Genomic DNA, 14,194 nt, shown 5'->3' with positions numbered 1-14,194 from the left:
ACCCAGGGGCTAGAAAACTATGAGACGTTTTTTGCTTTGGATGTTACCGCTCGCTGTCTGTTTCCTCTTATCGAGTTGCAATACTGTCATGGCAGGAGCGCGAACGAGTAAATTGAGCCAACTGCGTGTCAGTCACAACGGTCGGTTTTTGGTGAAAGAGGATGGTTCGCCTTTCTTTTGGCTGGGCGATACGTCGTGGGCAATTCTTCAGAAGGCAACGCGCGAGGATGCGCACAATCAACCTTCCGTGTTACGCTATCTCGAAGATCGCGCCGCCAAGAGATTCAACGTGATTCAGTGTCGTTTGGTTAGGAACGCCGAGAGTACAAATGCTTACGGTCAAGCGGCGTTTATCCGAGGCAACTTTGCCCGACCTCAAATTGCTAACGGTGCTAACAACGATTATTGGGACATGGCTGACTGGTTTGTGGCGCAGGCTGAAGCGCACGGACTCTATCTGGCTCTGCTGCCGATTTGGGCTAACAACGTGCCGAATCACGACCCAATAGTTCAGAACCCTGCGATTGCTTATCGCTACGGACATTTCCTTGGCAACCGTTGGCGGCATAAATCGCACTTGATTTGGGTGATGGGCGGAGATCCGGTGCGCGAGCGGGACGTTGACAATCCAGAACGACTGAGAATGACCCGCGCCATAGCCGAGGGAATTGCGGATGGTACGAACGGCGACGCGCGATTTGACGGGCAAGCAGATTACAGCACGACATTGATGACTTACCACCCTCGCGGTGGCGGTCGCTCGTCTTCGCGCCATCTGCACCAGGAAAAGTGGCTCGACTTTAACATGATTCAAACCACAACTTCTTTCGAGTTTCGTAACTACAAAACGATCGCCGCAGACTATGCAAAAGAACCGCCGAAGCCAACGCTGGATGCCGAAGTTGCATACGAAAATTCACTTTCTCTGAGCAGGAATGCGCCACCGGATAAGCGAATTCAGCCTTGGCACGTTCGCAAAGCGGCATACTGGGCTGTGTTTGCTGGTGGCTTCGGTCATACCTACGGTCATCGTAGCTTTATTGGTTGGGTTCGTGAAGGCGAACATCTGGGGAGAGGTGCGGACATCCCGTGGTTCAAATCCCTCGATGCGCCAGGTGCGGGTCAAATGACATATCTACGCAATCTGATGGAGTCGCAACCGTTTCTAACGCGGATTCCAGATCGCTCCTCGATCGCAAACGGGCAGAGCGAGCAACTCGATCGCATTCAGGCGACACGGAATGCTGATGGCAGCTATGTCATGCTCTATCTTCCAACTAGTAATGCTGTAACAATTCAAATGGATAAAATTTCAGGCGAGCGGGTGAAAGCACGCTGGTTTAACCCGCGTCAAGGGACTTGGCAGGCGATCGGCGAATTCGCTGCGGCTGGCACGAAACGCTTCGTTCCGCCATCCCACGAGCGCGATCGCGACTGGGTACTGGTACTAGAGCGGGCGGATTAGTTTTATCGCGTGCGTTCAATCAGCGATTCTTGTAGATGTAGTACAGTTTTTGAAAGCAATTCTCAATTAATTAAAAGAAGTTATACACGATCGCTAGCGATCGCGTCTGACGCGAGACGGATTTTTTTCTATTGCAAACGGATCTTTAGCTTCAGCTTAATGTTTTGAGCAAGTGAGGGCGATCGCATTTAGCAACACCCTCAAGCAAATTGTATTGGGCGATCGCGATAAAATTATTGAAATTTATTATCATCAAATCTAACAGATCTACCAATTGCTAATTATGATAATTACCCTGACGATGTACGAGGATTGGGAACTATGGGCAGAAGCTAACCCCAACAGTCTACAACAACTAAAACCAGAGCCATTTGAAATCGTCCGCGAAATGCCTCAGCAACTGGGTAAAGGCTATGCGCGACTTATTGAGGTGTATCCCCACTTTTGGCTAATGATTGTGGACTATAAATATCGCGATGATATGTTAATCAAAATCCCTGAGTGGGATCACCCATTGCAATTCTTAGTTTACCTTTCAGGTAAAATCACAGACGAATACGGGGGGCAGTTAGGAGAAGGATATACATGTATCTCTGGTAGTGGTGTTCAACGCCAAATGACTACGCAATTACTCAAAACTCGATATGTAGGTGTTGATATCGAGATGCCTCCTGAGTTGCTGGCAACTTTTTTCCCTGATGAAGCTGGGGAAATTCCCCACCAGTTGCGTCTGTTGGCGAAGGGTAATGATTGGCAGACTTTGCTTTACCCCGAAACTACAACGGCTATTCAGGGAATAGCACAGCAAATTATCAACTGTCCTTACGAGGGAATGACAAAGCGGATGTATTTACAAGGGAAGGTGTTGGAACTAATGGCGTTGCAATTAGCTCCTATATTATCTGCTCAAGATGGAATACAGCCATCGCCGCGCCTGAAAGCAGATACTATTAGCCGGATTCATTACGCTAGAGAAATTTTGTCGGCACATTTGGAAAATCCGCCGTCATTGTTGGAATTGGCGCAAATTGTTGGAGTGAGCGATCGCAATCTCCGGCGCGGATTTAAGGAGATGTTTGGCACAACGGTGTTTGGCTATCTCACCAATATACGTATGGAGCAAGCAGAACAACTTTTGCGTTCTGGTAAGCTGAGCGTGGCTGAAGTTGCCAATTTGAGCGGTTATTCTCAGCAAGGACACTTTGCGGCTGCCTTTAAAAGAAAATTTGGCATTACACCTAGAGAATGCTTATCAGGAAAGAGAAGTATTTTACCTTCGTAATGCCGTTTTGCGACTGTAATGCCGTTTTGGAATAGACTCTAACCCTAGTGCTTCTTTACACTATGCTTTATTGCAATTAACAACTATACGCAATAAGCCAAATTTTTATTGAAATTTCAACAACTGTGGTGTGATGAGCAAGATCGAAGGTTGGATAGTTCTGCCCAAACAAAATTCGTGGCTAGTGCTCGGCTTGATAGGATATGTTTTCAGCATTGCTGTTGGTCAGCCTGTCGTGGCTCAAGTTGAATCAGATCACCAAAAATTCACTACACCTATTCCTCGATTCAGTGAAGTTAAATTTCCAGCCAGCAATGTTAAAGGTTTGCTCTCGCAATCATCAATACCAACTAACAGCCCTTCTGTCCCTCCTTACCAAGGGGGGAAACAGGGGGGTGTTACACAAGTGACGGGAGTGCAGGCTAATTCCACCGATAAAGGTGTAGAGGTGATTTTACAAACCACCCAAGGCGAACAACTGCAAATCAGCGATCGCAGTCAAGGAAATAACTATATTGCTGATATTCCTAACGCCCAATTGCGCTTGTCAACTGGCGATGCCTTTACATTCAGTTCCCAAAAACCTGTTGAGGGTATTACTGAAATAACAGTTATAAATCTGGACGCTAATACTATTCAGGTGACGGTGACGGGTGAGGCGGGTGTCCCAACTGTCGAATTGTTGGACAGTCCAAACGAGGGATTGATTTTTGGCATTACAACTACTGCAACTTCCGCACAACAGCCACAGCGATCGGAAACATCACCACAACCAGAACAAGAACAGCCAAATCAACCATCAGCAGCGGATGATGAGTCAATTGAGATAGTTGTGACGGGCGAGCAAGATGGGTATCGCGTGCCAAATGCTAGTGTGGGAACCAGAACCGATACGCCTTTGCGGGATATTCCCCAGTCGATTCAAGTCATCCCCCAAGAGGTTATCCAAGACCAGCAAGCTACTCGTCTAGTAGAAGTACTAAAGAATGCACCTGGTGTTGTGCTAGGTGGTCGAAGTCCTCGCGATCCTCTCAATATAATTAACATTCGAGGATTTGATGCGTCTAATGATATTCTAATCAATGGTTTGCCAGATCCCACAGCTTCAGAAATAGCATTTGGGTCTAACATTGAACGGGTTGAAGTTCTCAAAGGACCTGCCTCAGTTCTGTTCGGTCAAGGTGGGCTAGGCGGTAGCGTTAACTTGGTCACGAAGCAGCCATTACTCGATCCTTTCTATTCCGTAGAGGCTTCTGCTGGCAGCTACAATCTTTATCGTGGTGCGATTGATTTATCCGGTCCATTGAATGAAAGCAAAACGGTACTGTATCGCCTAAATGCTTCGGCTCAAACCAGGGAAAGCTTTATTGATTTTTATGAACACCGAGACTACTTAATTGCACCAAGTTTGGCATTTAAGCTCGGCGACAAAACCAAGCTGACATTAGCAGCAGAGTATCTCCTTTCAGAGGGAACCTATGATTTTGGATTACCTCCACGGGGCAGTGTTTTGCCTAACCCTAATGGTAGGATTCCTCGTAACCGTTTTGTGAGTGAGCCTGATTTTAATCAAGTTTCAAATGAGGTATTTCGTATCGGCTATGATTTGGAACATCGCTTTAGTGAAGACTGGCAAGCAAGAAGCGTTTTTCGGACTTCCTTATTTCGCCTAAGACGAGATACTGTATTTCCACTAGCATTGCAGAGTGATGGACGTACCCTAAATAGAGGACAAGAGGATGATACTGAATACAATGCAAATACCTACAATCTTGACAATTACATTGTTGGTAACTTTGCTACGGGTAGTATCAAACATCAACTAGTAGCAGGATTTAATCTCAGAAGAACTGATATTGATTATAAATCTAATCTCAGCTTAAATTATGCTCCCCTTGATATTTTTAACCCTGTGTATGGGCGTACTCCAATCAACCCGACTTTTACACCGCAGGCTAACAAAGATAGAGTGCAGCAATTCGGTATTTATCTCCAAGACCAAATTACCTTAGCCGAAAACTTGAAGCTACTTTTGGGTGGACGCTTTGATATTGCTAATCAAAAATATCAGGAACCATTTGAACAAATAGATGACTTTAAACAAACAGAGGCTTTTAGCCCCCGTTTTGGAATTGTTTACCAGCCTATTCAACCGATTTCGCTCTATGCTAGCTACAGCCGTTCATTCAACTATTCAACATCCAGTGGATTCGCTCCTGCGGAGACCGATCCAGAACGAGGCACACAGTACGAAATTGGTGTCAAAGCCGATCTCACTGACCAATTGGCTGCAACACTAGCATTTTATGACTTAACTCGTTCCAATCTCCCAACACCCGATCCTAATAATCCGAACCAAAGTATTTTAGTTGGAGAACAGCGAAGTCGTGGGATTGAGTTTGATGTTTCCGGTGAAATTCTGCCTGGATGGAATATTATTGCAGGCTATGCTTTTACCGATGCAGAAATTACTGAAGACAATGACTTTCCAGTTGGTAATCAACTGAGTAATGTGCCGAAACACGCGCTCAACCTATGGACAACTTATGAAATTCAGTCCGGCAGCTTAGAAGGATTGGGCTTCGGTTTAGGAGTCTTTTACTATGGAGATCGTCAAGGTGAGTTAGGAAATACATTTACGTTACCAGGTTATACACGCAGCGACGCTGCGATATTTTACGAACGAGACAACTTCCGAGCTTCGCTTAATATCCAGAATTTGTTCGATGTTGATTATTTTGTCTCTGCTCAAAACATAAATCGTGTTATCCCTGGCGAACCATTGACATTCGTAGGTACAATTTCTTGGGGATTTTGAATGATACATATCCATGAGAATTTCTTTGCGTCGCTTTATCTATCTGTTGTTATTGGCAGTTTTGTCATTTACACTGACTTCGGCTTGTAGCAGAAACATTAATTCTAGTGTTACAAACTTAAAACAACTGCGAGAAGATTGCCAAGTTGTACAACATGCAATGGGTAAAACGTGCATTCCTCGCCATCCTCAACAAGTAGTAACTTTGTGGATGGCTACTTTTCGTAGCACCTTAGCATTAGGTACTAAACCTATTGCAACTGCTTGGTATGCAGGCGATTCTTTTCCAGAACATCTTCAAGACAAAGCAGATGGAGTAGAAAATATTGGATTTCAGCCAAACTTAGAAAGAATTTTGTTACTAAAACCCGATTTAATTCTATCTACTACTCGGTTTAAAAATATTTATAAACAGCTATCTGATATTGCGCCTACTGTTGTATTGGATAATCCTAGTCCCCCTCCTCCTTGGCAAAAGCATTTAGAAGACGTTGCTAAAGTTTTGGATAAAGAACAGAAGAGTCAACAATTAATCGATCGCTATCGGCAACGAATTGAACAACTTAAACAAGCGTTGGGCGATCGCCGTCTCCAAATGCAAGTATCAGTTGCCACTGTAGATAGAACTTATGGAATATACACCTATGGAATAAAACATCCTACTGGCGCACTTTTAAATGACGTTGGATTACAACGCCCACCTGCACAAAGCGGAGATTTCTTCACAAAAGATCGTATTTCTCAGGAAAATTTGTCTGATATTGATGGTGATGTTTTATTCCTTTCCTATAGAGAAGAAGCAGGTAAAAAAGCAATAGAAAGGTTACAAAAAGATCCACTGTGGCAAAAGCTGAAGGTAGTTCAACGAAATCGGGTTTATCTTGTCGATTCTGCTCACTGGTACGCTTTTGATATTTTGGCAATGAATGCGGTGATTGATGACTTATTCAAATACTTAGTCAACTAATTTTAAAATAAGATTAATATCTAAAACACTCTTTGAAGGTTGTGGTAATTAAAAAAACACTAAAAAAGCGATCGCCAACTGCTAACTTCTAGATTAAAAATATTGTTGCCCTATCAGCGAACAGTTATCAGCAGTCGGGAAACAGTTAGCTCTCAAGTGCTTCCAACCAAGCTTGTAGATCGGTTATGCTGGTAAAATCAAGCAAAGCTTCACCAAGATTTTCCAATTGTTCCAAAGAAAGAGATTCAATGCGCGATCGCGCCTCTTGCGGTAATTCTCCCACCCGTCGAGATAATTGACGCAAAACGAGAGATTTTTCGCCTTCCTCTCGTCCTTGCTCTCGTCCTCTTTGTTCTCCTTCTTGTATTCCTTCCTGCTTAATTTCTCTGTAAACCTGTGTTTCTTTGAGTGTTATGCCTAACATTTCCTCTACCTCCCTTTGACTTTTACTATCAAACTTGTACACCATTATCGTCGTTAATAAATCTATTATGGCGCGATTTGCTAGCTGAGAAGTTTCCTGTTGACTTCTAGCTAGCAAATACCTTGCTTCCTCAGTGGTGCGGCTTTCCTCTAACGTAGTCAGAACCATCAATGCCACCCATACGGGTAAGGAGCGAATATCACCCAATTCATCCAAATATATCCGATTTACCTGTGGGCTGTTGAGCCGACTTAAGTAGGGGAGAAGATCGCTTTGTTCGAGACTGCGGGACGGATATATTATGACTATTTGTAAGTTACTAAACCTGTCACGATTGCGGTAGAAATATAAATAGGATTCCGCAAATACCCTTTCATAGAGCCTTTCATCCTTCTGGAATTGCACCTCACAAAAATACACCACACCAGGACTTTCCTCAACTGGTGGTAGAAATACGCCATCAATTTCAAATTTCGGTTCTTTAACAGCGACTGAATCAAACCTATATTTGTCTGCATTTGCTGGCGGATTTGTCAAGAGTTCAAATAACAAACTGGGTGATTAACGTTTCCCATGTAGAGACGTTACATGTAACGTCTCTACATGGGCAATCGATTTCACGATTTATCTAGGATTGCTATAGATTTTACAATCAATCCTAACGGTACTCGTTGACTCGCACAAAATTACCGCAACTATTGAAAACAAACAATCCAAAAGTGGTAATGTCCCCAGCGCGTGTTGCTCCTTCAACTCTAAAATTGCGCTCTAAATTGAATGCCATAAGTTGTAGGCGTGCCATATTGACCCGTTGTTGAGCCAGAAAGCCCAAAGGCAGCAGTAAGATACTCGCGATCGAAAATATTGTTGCCAAACAAATAAATGCCGTAATTCTCAAATTCGTATCCTAATCGCACGTTGATAACGATCGCTCGTCCAAGCGATCGTCTAGAAATATGTTACTGAAATATCCATCTGCCGATCCATAGCTGCCCGCCAACCGATAAAACAGCCGATCTTCAACGAGTGGTCCGCCGACACTTGCTCGTAAATTTAAATCGTTATAGGTTCCGTAACTTACCATTCCATTCAACTCAAAAGACAGTCCTCGAATGCTGTAGTAACTGAAATAGCGATTTCCGGTGGCGTTGAAAACTGAAAAGTTAGGCGTACTTTGAGCGATGTCCTCCAAGGTGATGATATCTGCATCTTCAATTTCTTCTTTTGTCAAGACTCTGATGCTGATGGGGACATCCTGTACGTCTTCTTCGGTTCGTTGAGCCGTGACCACCACTTCGATCTCCTCATTCGCTGGAGAGTCTCATTTGCCGTATCCAGCCTTTGCCCATCTGGGGCGGTAATTCTAGAATTGTTTCAGATGAGTTTACCTGCAAAGATGCTTCAGTCCTCTGACTCCACTCGGCAAACAACTCGTCGATATTTTGGGCAGAAAAGCCGATCTGCATGGCAATAGACTCTCAGACATAGAGCTTGTACGAAGCACGAGCTAGCGCACGTTGAAATATCATAATCTTATTGCTATTAATTCTCAAGGTCAGTCTTGAGTGCCAGCATGAGATCGGATTCATCATTCGCAGACATCGATACCAAGCTAATCCGATCCGCTACGATCTAAGTCTCGCAGGGAGTGACAGGCGTATCCACCTAAACCCACTAGCAACAAACAGGTTGAAGTGGATACATACATAACTGCCATCCCCGCACCAGGATGAGTCCCAAATACACCACCAAGTAATCTAGCTAAGTTGCCTCCTGGCTGCATTGCTGGTTCAAACACATCATCGGCTAGCGGTTCAGCAATTAAAGATGCTATCGCAGAAACGAGTTGAAACATCAGCGATCGCGCCGCAAACACTCTTCCTTGAATCTCAGGCGCTACCTGAGCTAACAAAATCGCAGTCTGGGAACTTTCTAGCAAAGGAAAATTGAGCGAAGAACAAAATTGTGCTGGTAGCCAAATCTGGGGGGATTGACCTAAACCAAATATTGCTTTACTTACACCTGCTCCTACCATACCCAAAAGATAGCCGTGAATGCGTCGTTTCGGACCACCCCAAACACTCAACAGCACTGCTCCAGTAACACCCCCAATTCCAGCAATTGAGAAGATAGAGCCTAATATTTGCCCATCATTTTCCGTACGAGCCAGAATCATCGGTGTAGCTACTGAACCGCCTAAGTCGTGAGCAAACCAAAACAAAGAAGCGGATACTACAAGTGCTAGCAACCCAGGACGTTTGATGATGTAGTGAAATCCAAAGGTGAGTTGCTGCCAGATACTAGCGTTCTTGTGGTGTTCTGTAGTATGAACTGGTAGTTGCGGGATCGGTACTAACAACACTGTGGCGATCGCCACGCTAAATGTCACAATGTCCATCAGCGCGATCCCAGCTAGACCAATGATGTAGAAACGAGTTGACCGAGCCAAATAGTAATAAAATTACGCATATAACTGGGGAGTGGGAAGTCGGGGAACAAGGAGGACAAGGGAGACAAGGGAGAGAGAGCTGAGGGAGCGATCGGGAGCTGAGGGAGCAAGTGAATAACTACCAACTACCAACTACCAACTACCAATTACCAACTCACTTCAAAATTTCGCGCATTCGATTGACAAAAGTTTCAGCTGCAATTGGTCCCCGAATGCGAGTTAGTTGAAAATCAGTAAAGTAGACTTTTCCACCCCTGTCAGCACTGAGCGATCGCAAAATCGGATTTTCACTCCACTGTTGCTGGGCGTTTGCTATGGTGTTATTACCAGAAGGAAGGACGAGAATCACATCCGTTTCAATTTGCGGTAGAACTTCGAGCGAAAGACTAAATCTCTCTTGTTCTCTCGATCCAACAGTAATAATCTCAAACCCAAGTTCTTGAAGTATGCCACAAACAAATTCTTCAGGATCGAGTACAAAAGAATCGGCAATTAATCTACCAAACCCCAGCACCAATATCCGGCGCTGTTGTGCTGCGATGGGTGCTAGTGCAGCTTTAGTTTGGGTAATTTGTTGTTTGTATTCGGCAATGACTTGTTTTGCTCGTTCTTCGCGTCCCAGTGCGCGTGCGATCGCCGAAATATGCTGTTGCCAATCATCTTTTTCTTGAATTCTAAATAGTAAAGTTGGGGCAATTTTGGCAAGTAAATGGTAATTATTTTTGTTATATTCTGGTTCGCCCAAAATCAGATCTGGTTTTAGCCACAGCAACAATTCTTGTGAGGGGCGATCGCGACTGCCCAAGTTAATCGGTTTGGTCGTTATATACTTGCCTAAAAAGGGAATTTGTGCTTCTGGTTTGTCAAATTTGCGCCTTGTAAACAAATCTACTTCAGCATAAGCTAGCGGTTGTACCCCAAGTGCTAACATGATATCTAACAACGGCGGACTGAGTGCAACCACTTGTTGGGGTTGACCGCAAACTTGGGTTTTACCGCTAATATGTTGAATGACTTGGCATGAGGATGTCGAGGCTTGAGCGCTGGTAAAAGCCATCTGCTGAGTAGTCCTGCCATAACAAGCTGCAATCGTCAGAAAGGTTAAGATAACAAGCAGGCAAAACTTGAATGAATGGTAGAACCGTTCAATCACGATCGCATTCCAATTGAGTCAAATTTTTGACATAGAATTTGGGCAATTTTTCCACTTCCGTACCATTACAGTCTCCAATTAGATATAAAGCTTTGCTCCGATCTTCAACTACATCTGCTCTATAACGAGCGATCGCGCCATCCGGTGTTGCAAAAGTTAATTCAACACAGTTGAAACTGGCATCTTCATTTTGCTCGACAATTCGACTAGCAACTTTGTATTTAAACCAATCCCAACTATATCGCAGCATCAGCTCTTGTTCTACGAGTTGCGCTGGAATTGGGTAATCGGAACCAGATAAAATACCCCAACCCCGATAAACCGATTTTAAGTCTTGGATATCGCCGTTATAAGTCAAAATTGAGGTAAAAGATTTAGCATCCAGCCTGCCATAACAACGACCTGAAGGAAAATCTAATGCTGTAGGTGCAAAGCGATGTCCGCCAAAATGACTCGATTGCCAAATGCGAACGTTCTCTAAACCGAGACTAGTCACAGTAGCTATGGCTTGCCGATAAAAAGGAATACCATACTTAGCACAACATTTGTCGTGGCTGCCGTGGGTACAAATTAAGATGTCTCTAGTTAGCGGTGGCGGATCTTCTGTCTGAATCGGGTTAGCCAAATAATCTTGTAAAACCAAAGCAATATCGTTGATGCAATTAACTTCAGTTTCCTGCTTGCTGTATCCATCACAAAGACCCGATTTTTGACGAAATATCAGCAATTTGGTAGGGTCTTTCCTTGTCAGAATGTGACTGTAAATCAACAGTACCATCGCCGCAGGCTCAGCTCGATAAATCTCCTCCACTAAAACTTTTAAATTAGCGGGTATAGATTGGGAAGCAAACTCATCTCCTGTCCACGGCGGCGGACATTCTATTAATATGTAAAGTTGACAGGGAGCCGCCCAACCGATGGGGTTTTCTTCAGCTTGACGCGATGCTTCAGCACAAAAGAATTTGTCCATATGTCATAGAGATTACCACTCAATTGAGTAGCCAAGGCGAACCGTTCTACCTCTAGCGGCAATATTACTGATCTCGTCGATTCCGCCAAAACCGCCAAAATACTGATTCACAACTGGTATATATTGTTCGTTCAGCAAGTTCTCAACACTGAGGGCGAGCCTGCCACCAAGTAAGGGAATGCTGCTAATGTAGTCTAACGTGGTGTAGCTCTCGATGGGTACGGGATCGGAGCCGTCTTCAAACCCAGCGTCGCGATCGCCAACAAAAAGCAACTGCAAGCGATTCAGCCAGCCACCGTCAGTTTTGTATTGCACATAAGCAGTTAGCTTCGGTGGAAAGGCAACATTACTACTGGCATTCAAGTATTCGCCATCTTCATCTTCAAATTCGCCTTTAATCAAACTGGCTGTTCCACCTAATCCCCAACCGCCGCCTACTTGCCAGTCAAGCGTAGCTTCTAAGCCATAGAACCGCTGTGGTTGTCGGACAATCTCAAAACCAACTGGGCTATCTACAAAATCTATACCCAATTCTGAGGTACTGTAAAAACCAGCTAGGGACGCTTGGATATTAGACCAGTTACCGCGCACACCCAGCTCGAAACTATCTACTTTTTGGGGACTGGTAACTTCGAGATCGTTTTCTACCGAAGTCAAAGCATCGGGAGGAGTACGTAAGATGTTGCCGAAATCTGGCGCAGAGAAGCCTTGAGCAAAGCTAGCAAATAGGCTAATTTCATCTGTAATGTTGTGAATCGCCCCAAGATTAAACAAAACATCGTCAAAGTTGATGTTACCACCTTCGATCGCCCGATCTGGGATCTGCCCGAAACCGATCGCCGTATAGTCGTCAATATCTAAGCCAAAACGCTCGTATCGCGCTCCGCCATTTACAGAAGTGCGATCGCTGACTTCCCATTGCAACTGAGCAAATAAACCGAGACTATTAAAGTTGTATGGAGGAGTATAAGTGACATCGCGCGTTTTTTGAAAAATTCGCCTACCGCTGGCATCGAATACTTCTGGATCGAAAACTTCAATCGTCTGGGAAATATCCTCATCAAAATAGTCAGCTCCCCAGAGCAAACTCAAAGCTGGCGATAAAGGAGTTTCAGCCTGAAGTCTGCCGCCAAACGCTTCTTTGTCCACATTGGTTTGGTAAACTCCTGGGTCTACAAAACCAAACGGTCGTAGATCGTCGGGTGTAGTTACTATGGGGCTGTTACGAAAGTACGCCTGCGCTTGTACCCGACTACCAAATAAATTTTCGTGGCTGTAGTTGAGATTAACTATTGTATTGCGGTTGCCAGGTCTTTTACTACCAATGAGTTCTGGATTATCGAGTTGCAGCGCCCGTGCTTTTTGAATTCCTGGAAGATCCGCCACAATTGGATCGGAAATAAATCCAAAGTCTTCGTTTGCATCAAAATGTTCAAATGTCAATTGCAGGCGTTGCTCGTCGGTGAGGTCTACCCCTACCTTAGCCAGCAAGTTTAAAGTTTCAGTATCGGCAGTTGGTGCGAATTGGGGAATGCGATCGCCTTGGGCATCAAAGAAACCGCCTGTCTGCTTGCGCGAGAGAACCGCCAAAAAGTCAGTATTTCCCTGCCGTCCTGATAGCGAATATTCCAAATAGTTACCAAAACTATCTGCTGAATTTGTTGTTGAGAAATCAACTCCGACTTCTGCCCTCGAAACGATCCCTTCTTCATCTGGTGGTCGTCTGGTAATAATATTGATGACACCCCCCGTTCCACCATCACCGTAAATCGCGCTGGGACCTCGAACCACTTCCACGCGATCGACAGACGCGGGATCGATGCTTCTCAAGTCTCTAGGTTGGGCAATAAAATTCGATCTGACAGGAACACCATCAATTAAAACTTGAGGTGTCCGCCCCCGCAAAGTTTGATTGCTATTGATGCTACTTTGAGTTGAAGGAGCCAAACCAGGCACTAAGTTAGTAAGAATATCTTGTAAGTTACGCGACGGCGAGACGTTAGCCTGTTGCTGAATTTGTTCGCGTTCTATAACCGTCACCGATCGCGGCACGTCTTCTAAAGCTTGTGCTACACGGCTTGCCGTGACTACAATATCTACCTCTTCTGCTGCTTCTGGAGTTTCAGGAGTCACGCTTAAAACTAAACCACTGGCACTTTGAACGATCTGTGCTGTTGGTGCTGCTGTTTCTCCCGTGACGGTGACTCGAATATTATTGGCATTCACTTGAGTCACGGTGACAGAAGTAATACCCTCGGTAGGGTTTTCAGCGCGAAAACTTTCTTCTGGTAAGGCTAGCTGAGTATTAGGAATGTCAGCAATTAAAGCATTGCCCTTGCTGAAAGTCTGGGCTGGTAGCGATCGCCCTGTTGGAGTTTCTAAAATGATTGATAAACCTTGGGCAGTGGGTTTTAGCCTCACACCTGTTACTTTTATGATTTCTGCGGCTTCTGTTGTCAGTGGCTGTTGTGTGAGCAAATCGGTGCTAATCGGTGACTGAAGTAATGTTTTTTCTTCTGCCCTAACTGGTTGAGCTACGACGATCGCGATCGCTGCCAGACATAAACTGCTAAGTAATTGCTCTTGTTTACGCATATCTCCCCACGTCCCAACTGCCCCTGCTTGGCGTACCACCGAGACAGTCAAGATGGTAGTAACAAGACTGG

12 protein-coding genes are annotated in these 14,194 nt (G+C 44.7%); 4 read left to right on the top strand and 8 right to left on the bottom strand.

Annotated features, from left to right (window positions below):
* The first annotated feature begins 19 nt into the window (after window positions 1-19).
* From CHRO_RS12630 to CHRO_RS12615, 4 genes are all read left to right on the top strand, one after another.
* Entirely contained in the window at window positions 20-1,465 is a 1,446-nt protein-coding gene (locus CHRO_RS12630; RefSeq protein WP_015154595.1) for a glycoside hydrolase family 140 protein, read from the top strand.
* A 283-nt stretch (window positions 1,466-1,748) separates the two neighbouring features.
* Window positions 1,749-2,747: a helix-turn-helix domain-containing protein gene (locus tag CHRO_RS12625; protein ID WP_015154594.1), complete on the top strand. Its 999-nt coding sequence runs from the start codon at window positions 1,749-1,751 to the stop codon at window positions 2,745-2,747.
* A gap of 184 nt (window positions 2,748-2,931) precedes the next feature.
* Window positions 2,932-5,565, top strand: a complete 2,634-nt coding sequence (locus CHRO_RS12620) for a TonB-dependent siderophore receptor (protein WP_245570546.1) — start codon at window positions 2,932-2,934, stop codon at window positions 5,563-5,565.
* A 13-nt stretch (window positions 5,566-5,578) separates the two neighbouring features.
* On the top strand, window positions 5,579-6,532 hold the full coding sequence (locus tag CHRO_RS12615; RefSeq protein WP_015154592.1) for an iron-siderophore ABC transporter substrate-binding protein: 954 nt from the start codon (window positions 5,579-5,581) through the stop codon (window positions 6,530-6,532).
* Between the two features lie 145 nt (window positions 6,533-6,677).
* On the opposite strand, the gene CHRO_RS12610 is transcribed toward CHRO_RS12615, so the two are convergent.
* The 8 genes from CHRO_RS12610 to CHRO_RS12580 form a co-directional block, all read right to left on the bottom strand.
* The gene (locus tag CHRO_RS12610) at window positions 6,678-7,508 is read right to left on the bottom strand and encodes an Rpn family recombination-promoting nuclease/putative transposase (protein WP_015154591.1); all 831 of its coding nucleotides are present in this window, start codon (window positions 7,506-7,508) and stop codon (window positions 6,678-6,680) included.
* A 106-nt stretch (window positions 7,509-7,614) separates the two neighbouring features.
* Window positions 7,615-7,854 carry a hypothetical protein gene (locus tag CHRO_RS12605; protein ID WP_181824326.1) on the bottom strand — a complete coding sequence of 80 codons (240 nt, stop codon included), beginning with the start codon at window positions 7,852-7,854 and terminating at the stop codon, window positions 7,615-7,617.
* A 9-nt stretch (window positions 7,855-7,863) separates the two neighbouring features.
* Complete coding sequence (locus CHRO_RS33795) at window positions 7,864-8,250, bottom strand: TonB-dependent receptor plug domain-containing protein (protein WP_245570545.1); 387 nt, start codon at window positions 8,248-8,250, stop codon at window positions 7,864-7,866.
* A gap of 10 nt (window positions 8,251-8,260) precedes the next feature.
* Window positions 8,261-8,422 (bottom strand): hypothetical protein, encoded by a 162-nt coding sequence (locus CHRO_RS32140; protein WP_015154590.1) that lies wholly within the window; start codon window positions 8,420-8,422, stop codon window positions 8,261-8,263.
* Between the two features lie 146 nt (window positions 8,423-8,568).
* Entirely contained in the window at window positions 8,569-9,405 is an 837-nt protein-coding gene (locus tag CHRO_RS12595; protein WP_181824325.1) for an MFS transporter, read from the bottom strand.
* Between the two features lie 154 nt (window positions 9,406-9,559).
* Window positions 9,560-10,462 carry an ABC transporter substrate-binding protein gene (locus tag CHRO_RS12590; RefSeq protein WP_106167871.1) on the bottom strand — a complete coding sequence of 301 codons (903 nt, stop codon included), beginning with the start codon at window positions 10,460-10,462 and terminating at the stop codon, window positions 9,560-9,562.
* Window positions 10,463-10,550: 88 nt separating this feature from the next.
* Window positions 10,551-11,528, bottom strand: coding sequence for a ferredoxin family protein (locus CHRO_RS12585; RefSeq protein WP_015154588.1), 978 nt, complete (start codon window positions 11,526-11,528; stop codon window positions 10,551-10,553).
* A 12-nt stretch (window positions 11,529-11,540) separates the two neighbouring features.
* Entirely contained in the window at window positions 11,541-14,174 is a 2,634-nt protein-coding gene (locus CHRO_RS12580) for a TonB-dependent receptor domain-containing protein (RefSeq protein ID WP_219336144.1), read from the bottom strand.
* Between the last annotated feature and the right edge of the window lie 20 nt (window positions 14,175-14,194).

This window comes from Chroococcidiopsis thermalis PCC 7203 (assembly GCF_000317125.1).
Lineage (GTDB): Bacteria > Cyanobacteriota > Cyanobacteriia > Cyanobacteriales > Chroococcidiopsidaceae > Chroococcidiopsis > Chroococcidiopsis thermalis.
This window is presented reverse-complemented; position numbering and strand designations above follow the sequence as displayed.

Coding starts and splice junctions, on each gene's coding strand:
- CHRO_RS12585 (WP_015154588.1), bottom strand. CDS start 11,528: ATGGACAAATTCTTTTGTGCTGAAGCATCGCGTCAAGCTGAAGAAAAC.
- CHRO_RS12590 (WP_106167871.1), bottom strand. CDS start 10,462: ATGGCTTTTACCAGCGCTCAAGCCTCGACATCCTCATGCCAAGTCATT.
- CHRO_RS12625 (WP_015154594.1), top strand. CDS start 1,749: ATGATAATTACCCTGACGATGTACGAGGATTGGGAACTATGGGCAGAA.
- CHRO_RS12615 (WP_015154592.1), top strand. CDS start 5,579: ATGAGAATTTCTTTGCGTCGCTTTATCTATCTGTTGTTATTGGCAGTT.
- CHRO_RS32140 (WP_015154590.1), bottom strand. CDS start 8,422: ATGCAGATCGGCTTTTCTGCCCAAAATATCGACGAGTTGTTTGCCGAG.
- CHRO_RS12630 (WP_015154595.1), top strand. CDS start 20: ATGAGACGTTTTTTGCTTTGGATGTTACCGCTCGCTGTCTGTTTCCTC.